5 protein-coding genes are annotated in these 4,753 nt (G+C 70.5%); 1 reads left to right on the top strand and 4 read right to left on the bottom strand.

The annotated features are described in order from the left end of the window. Positions 1-226: 226 nt before the first annotated feature. The 4 genes from VN419_RS08500 to VN419_RS08485 all read right to left on the bottom strand — a co-directional run bounded on the left by VN419_RS08500 (position 227) and on the right by VN419_RS08485 (position 3,983). A complete protein-coding gene (locus VN419_RS08500) occupies positions 227-889 on the bottom strand; it encodes a GNAT family N-acetyltransferase (protein ID WP_325646472.1) in 663 nt (220 codons plus the stop codon). A 128-nt stretch (positions 890-1,017) separates the two neighbouring features. Further along, positions 1,018-1,719: a cyclic nucleotide-binding domain-containing protein gene (locus VN419_RS08495; RefSeq protein WP_325646470.1), complete on the bottom strand. Its 702-nt coding sequence runs from the start codon at positions 1,717-1,719 to the stop codon at positions 1,018-1,020. A gap of 3 nt (positions 1,720-1,722) precedes the next feature. Continuing rightward, complete coding sequence (locus VN419_RS08490) at positions 1,723-2,256, bottom strand: hypothetical protein (RefSeq protein WP_325646468.1); 534 nt, start codon at positions 2,254-2,256, stop codon at positions 1,723-1,725. A gap of 65 nt (positions 2,257-2,321) precedes the next feature. After that, the gene (locus VN419_RS08485) at positions 2,322-3,983 is read right to left on the bottom strand and encodes a glycosyltransferase (protein WP_325646466.1); all 1,662 of its coding nucleotides are present in this window, start codon (positions 3,981-3,983) and stop codon (positions 2,322-2,324) included. Between the two features lie 96 nt (positions 3,984-4,079). Here VN419_RS08485 and VN419_RS08480 point away from each other — a divergent pair, with 96 nt between their 5' ends. After that, positions 4,080-4,712, top strand: coding sequence for an L-threonylcarbamoyladenylate synthase (locus VN419_RS08480; RefSeq protein WP_325646464.1), 633 nt, complete (start codon positions 4,080-4,082; stop codon positions 4,710-4,712). Positions 4,713-4,753: the final 41 nt, after the last annotated feature.

Genomic DNA, 4,753 nt, shown 5'->3' with positions numbered 1-4,753 from the left:
CCAGCGAGGAAGGCCAGAAGATCATCCGCGAATACGGAAAGAAGACCATCGGCGAGGCCCTGTACGACGACGCCGCGTACGCCAAGCAGTACGACGACTAGCGGCGGCTGAGCCAAGGGGCTGGCGTTTCCGGCCCCTGTGAAGCTTTGCGAACAAGGCCGGAGGCAGCGCCCCACGCGTGGGGCAGCGGGCTTCCGGCCTTTTCTTCGGGGTGCTGCCGTCCGGCTCAAGGCCAGGGCGGGCGCGGCGTGGCCTTCCCGGCCAGCAGGTCTTCCAGGTGGGCCCAGGACACGCCGTTGAGCGCCTGGTATTTTTCCTCATAGATTGAGCGCGCCAGCGCCCGGGCAAAGACGGGGCCAATGTCTTGGCCGGGTTCGGCCGGGCGGAACAGCAGGTTCATGGGCACGGGCGCCACGCCGTCCAGGGCGGGCTGGCGGTAGCTGCCGCTGACGACGCTTGCGCCGTGGCGGCGGAAGAACTCCAGCCGCCGCTCGCGCAGGGCCCGCGCAGGGCCCGGACCGGCATCCTCGGCGCGTTCGGTCTCCCACACCATGCCGAGGCTGCCGGGAACGAGCTGCCCGGAGGCCTGGTGCAGGTGCTCCAGCAGGCTCCCGCCCGCGCCCCGGCTGCGCAACTCCGGGTCCACCGCGAGATACACCAGAAACAGGGCGGGAATCTTGCGCAGCGCGTGCGTTGTGGCCAGGGCCACGGTGCGGCCGTCCAAAAGGGTGCGAAACACCATGCCCGTTTTGCGCCGCACGGATTCCAGGATGACCTCGCGGGGCTCCTTTTCCGAAGCCGCGAAGGCCTGCGCATAGATTTCCCAGAAACGCCCGTCTCGTTCCAGGGCGGTTTCGTCCAGCCGCTCGTGCCGCAGCGCGCCGTCCATGATTCCTCCAATGCAGCGGCAGCCGGCCTTGCGCTCCCGTGGGAACGCAGGACCGGCTGCGATGTGTATCCGGCTGGGCGGGGAAGCTTTCCCAGCCAGCCCCGCCGGGGAATATTCTTTTCGCCTTTCTAGTCCTCGTCCTTGACCTTGTCGGTCTTGCCGGCCATCAGCACGGCCTGCATCAAGTGCGGGGTAAGCAGGCGGATGACGCGCCTGCCGCTGGCTGCAGGGCCAGCGGCCCCGCTCACGTCTATGGCGAGGTGCCCCTGGGTGACGAGTCCCTGCAGGTAGCCCTCGATGGTGGCGGGGCTGCACACGAAGATGTCCGCCAGGTGCCGCACCGCGGAGTCGTAGAGGATCTCGGTCTTGCCGTTGAGCTCGAAGAGGTCGAGCACGCGCACGATGCCCATGGGCACGTTTGGCGCGCGCAGGGCCTTCTTGGTGGTGTTTTTGAGCCGCGTGACCATGACGTTCAGGATGGCCTGGATGGCGGGCGGCGCGGACTCGATGTAGCCGTCCAAATCGTCGCCGTTCAGCACCACGACCTTGGAGTCCTCCAGGGCGATGGCGGTGGCGGTGCGGCCGTGATTTTCGAGGAAGAGCGCCATCTCGCCAAAGATGGACACGGGCTGGAGCACGGCGAAGACCTTCTTGCGGCCGTCCACGCTGCCCGAGATCTCCACCTTGCCGTCCACAAGGATGTAGGCCTCTTCGCCCTTGCTGCCCTCGCTGAAGATGACGTTGTGTTTGAGCACCGTGCGTTGCAGGAAAGAGCCCTGGCTCACGCGCTTCATGACCACGGAGCTGTCTCGGCTTCCTGGCAATGGCATGGTTTACCTCGTTGCGGCGTCTTCGCTGGCGAAAAATGGCCCCTTGGCTCCCTGCACGCCCCGGCCCTCGGTGAGCACAAGGCGGTAGCCGAAGGCGATGAACAGGGGCCGCTGCCCCCAGGCCTCCGGCTGCAGAGTGAATTCGAAGCCGATGCCGTCGTCGGCGCGGGCCTCGCGCGGGAGGAAGGTGCGGGTGTCCTGGGCCATCACGCGCCCGTCCGGGTCGCACAGGTAGGCGGTGAAGGTGAGGGATTCGACCCACTTCACGCCCTCGGGCAGCTTGGCGGTGTCCAGATAGGCCCAGCCTTTGATGCCCGCCACGTCGCCCACGGGCATAACCTGATAGTCGAAGCGCATGAATTTGGTCACCAGGGAGCGCGGCTCCTCAAGGGACCAGGGGTCGCGCTTCAGGTGCGCGGCGCTCATGGGGGCCTGGGCGCAGCCCGACAAAAGGGTGCTGGCGGCCAGGACCACGGCGCACAAGGCGGCGCAGAGCATGGAGCGGAGCGTGCCGGTGGTTTTCTTCCCTTTTCTCATGACTGCAATGTAGCACAAGCGCCACGGGATGCAAATGATTCCTGAGGCGAAGGGGCCGCAGGAGCCTATGCCGGGAGCACCGCCCACTTGGCGCGCAGGTCGTCCCACAGGCGGTCCAGCCCGGCGCGGAACACCGCGTCCATGGCCGCGCGCGGGTGCTTGCCCTCCAGCTTGATCTTGTTGCCGAAGACCTGGCCCATGGCCGCTGCGCCCTTGGCCTTGGCCAGGCTGGAGTGCTGCACGTGGGCGATGGCCACGTCCCCGGCGTACACGGCCGGGCGGCCCGCCGCGGCGCTGCGCAGGTCGCGGTCCAGGTCGTCGAACTGCGTGGGGCTGAAGCGGATGTCGAAGCCGCCCACCTCGCGCAGCACGGAGGTGCGCAGGGCGTGGCAGCAGCCGGACACGTGGACCGCGGGGCGCGCGTAGGAGAACAGGCCGAAGTCCAGCGCGCCCGCGCAGTTGTCGAAGACGTTCACGTGCTCGGGCAGGCCGGTAATGGTCCCGTCCCGTCCGCTGGGGGCGAAGAGCTGGTAATCAGCGCTTTGCAGGCAGGGCGGCGGCGTTGCGGAAACGATGCGGCAGCCCGCCGCGCCCGCCTCCGGGTGGGCCAGGGCCTCGCCCAGCAAACGGCCCAGCCAGCGCTCCGGCAGCAGCACGTCGTCGTCCAGAAACACGGCGAACTCCGCCTCCTGAACCTCCGGCTGGGCGATGAGCCAGTTGCGCGCGGCGGGCGCGCCCACGTTCACCGGCAGGCGGATGACCCGCAAGGCCCCGGCCGGGAACAGCTCCGCACAGGCCTGCATCACGTCACCGGTGCCGTCGGTGCTGCCGTTGTCCAGGGCCAGGATGCGCGCCTGGCCGCAGTCCGTCCGGGCCAGGCTTTCCAGGGTCTGCCGGGTCAGGGCGGCCTTGTTCCAAGAATAGACCAGGATCACGGCGCGGGCGGTGTCGGCCTCTGCGGCCACGGGCGGCGGCACAAGCAGGTCGTGCAGCTTCAGGCCCAGGTGCGTGTGCCAGGGCAGGGCGGAAAAGAGCGCGGCCAGCTGCGCGCGTCCGGCCTGGGCCTCGCCCAGGCGCGGCAGAAGCTCGGCCCGCAGCAGGGCGGAAAAGCCGCCAAAAAGCCGGGCATCCACACCCTCCAGGGCGGCCAGGGCCTTGTCCGGCGGCGAGTACAAAAACTCGGCCTCGGCCCGCAGGCGCGCGCGCAGGGGCGAAAGCTCCGCAGGCCAGGCGCAGGCCTCCAGCGCGGCCAGGGGCAAATCGACCGACCCTTGGCGCAGCAGGCCGTCCCAGGCCGGGGCCAGCCAGGCCAGGCCGGTGGCCGCCTCGCACAGGCGGGGCAGAAGAATGCGCAGGATGAGCCCCATGTCGCCCGAGGCCAGAAGCGCGGGCATGTCGTCCGGGGCCAATGCGTGGGCGTCCGCCCCGGCGGCGAGGCGCGGCAGCAGGGCGGCGGCAAAGGCTCCGGCGGGCGAGCCCGGCAGCACCTGGGCCACCAGCTCCGCGCGCTGGCGGTCCAGCGGGGCGCGCTGCCAGGACCACAGGGCGAGGCCCGCGCCGCAGGCGGCCATGTCGGCGTCGCCGCCGCCCAGGGCCGTGAGCGCCAGGTAACGCGCCAGACCGGGCTCCTCCAGCCCCATGGCCCACTGGGGCAAAACCGGGCGCAGCTTGTCAGCCAGGGCCGGGGGCGCTATGGAAAGGGCCGGGAAGCCTGCGGGGCGGAGCATGTGAGCCTCGTTTGGTGGAGTGCGCGGCGGGCATCGCCCCGCCACTGCGTACTCTAGTGGAAACGGCGGCGGATGAAAAGGGAGCGGAACACGGGCATGCACAGGGATCTGGACACACAGCTTGAGGCCGCTGCCGCGGCGCTTTTGCACGGCGGCGTGGCGCTGTACCCCACGGAGACGCTGTACGCCCTGGGCTGCGCGGCCCACCGGGCCGAGGCCTGCGCGCGCATCGCCGCGCTCAAGGGCCGGCCGGAGGCCAAGCCCTTCCCCCTGCTTCTGGCGGACATGGACGGCCTGGAGGCCATCGCCGACGCCATTCCCCCGGACCTGATCCGCCTGGCCGAGGCCTTCTGGCCCGGGCCGCTTTCCGTGCTGGTGCGAACCAAGGACTACCTGCCGCCCCAGGTGCGCGACGCGCTGGGCTACTCTTCCGTGCGCATCACCCCGCACCCCACGGCGCGGGAGCTGTGCCGCCGCGCCGGCCCGGCGCTGGTGGCCACCAGCGCCAACAGAAGCGGCCAGCCCGCCGCCGCCCTGCCGCAAGAGCTGGACCCGGCCCTTGTCGCCGGGGCCCAGGCCGCCGTGCTGGCCGACCCCTGGCCCGCCGGAGGCGAGCCCTCCACCCTGGTGCGCCTGCTGGGCGGCGGAGCCGTGGCCATTCTGCGCCTGGGCGCGGTGAGCGAGGCGGCTCTGGCCCGGGTGTTCCGCGTGGAGGCCCTGCCCCTTTAGCCCACCTTTTCCGCTCCGGTCGGGCAGCGCACGTGAGCCTG

It is taken from the genome of Humidesulfovibrio sp., from assembly GCF_035560995.1.
Taxonomy (GTDB): Bacteria; Desulfobacterota; Desulfovibrionia; order Desulfovibrionales; family Desulfovibrionaceae; genus Humidesulfovibrio.
This window is presented reverse-complemented; position numbering and strand designations above follow the sequence as displayed.